Annotated in this window: 1 protein-coding gene; it reads left to right on the top strand. The window is 64.5% G+C overall.

Annotated elements, in window-relative coordinates:
* The first annotated feature begins 5 nt into the window (after window positions 1-5).
* Complete coding sequence (locus tag UK23_RS34425; RefSeq protein ID WP_045315915.1) at window positions 6-1037, top strand: glycoside hydrolase family 5 protein; 1032 nt, start codon at window positions 6-8, stop codon at window positions 1035-1037.
* Window positions 1038-1069: the final 32 nt, after the last annotated feature.

Consider the following 1069-nt stretch of genomic DNA (forward strand, 5'->3'; position numbering starts at 1 on the left):
AGTCTGTGGTGGCGCTCGCCGCGGCGGTCGTGCTCCCGTTGACCGGTGCGATGGCGGGAAGTTCGGTCGCCGCCGCACCCGCGGGTGACGTCTCCGCGAACGCGCTGCCTGCGGGCTCTCCCGCAGCGGTCAACGGCCAGCTGAAGGTCTGCGGTGTGAAGCTGTGCAACCAGGCCGGCCAGCAGGTCCAGCTGCGCGGCATGAGCACACACGGCATCCAGTGGTACGCCCAGTGCGTCAAGACCGCGTCCCTGGACGCGCTCGCGAAGGACTGGAAGGCCGACGTTCTCCGGATCTCGATGTACATCCAGGAAGGTGGCTACGAGACCAACCCTCGCAAGTTCACCGACATGGTGCACGGCTACATCGAGGAGGCCACGAAGCGCGGCATGTACGCGCTGGTCGACTGGCACCAGCTCTCGCCGGGCGACCCGAACGCCAACACCTCGCGCGCCAAGACCTTCTTCAAGGAGATCGCGCAGCGGCACAAGGACAAGACGAACATCATCTACGACATCGCCAACGAGCCGAACGGCGTGTCGTGGGCGAAGGTGAAGTCCTACGCGGAGGCCGTCATCCCGACGATCCGCGCCGAGGACCCGGACAGCCTCGTGCTCGTGGGCACGCACGGCTGGTCGACGTTCGGCCTGTCCGACGGCAAGAACATCAACGAGGTCAGCCAGAACAAGGTCAACGCCTCGAACCTGATGTACACGTTCCACTTCTACGCCAAGGACCACAGGGACAGCTACCTCAACGCCCTGAAGACGGTCTCGAGCCAGGTGCCGGTCTTCGTCACCGAGTTCGGTTCGCAGGAGGCGTCCGGTGACGGTCCCAACGACTTCACCATGGCGAACAAGTTCATCACGTTCATGAACTCCGCCAAGATCTCCTGGACGAACTGGAACTTCTCCGACGACGAGCGCTCCGGCGCGGTGTTCAAGGAAGGCACCTGTTCCGGCAGCAGCTTCACGGGCGAGGGCCCGCTGAAGGAAGCCGGCAAGTGGGTGCGCAACCACATCAGGGCCAACCGCTAGTAGTACTTCGTCAGGTCGCGCTGACCTGGGCG

This window comes from Lentzea aerocolonigenes, assembly GCF_000955955.1.
GTDB classification, from domain to species: Bacteria; Actinomycetota; Actinomycetes; order Mycobacteriales; family Pseudonocardiaceae; genus Lentzea; species Lentzea aerocolonigenes_A.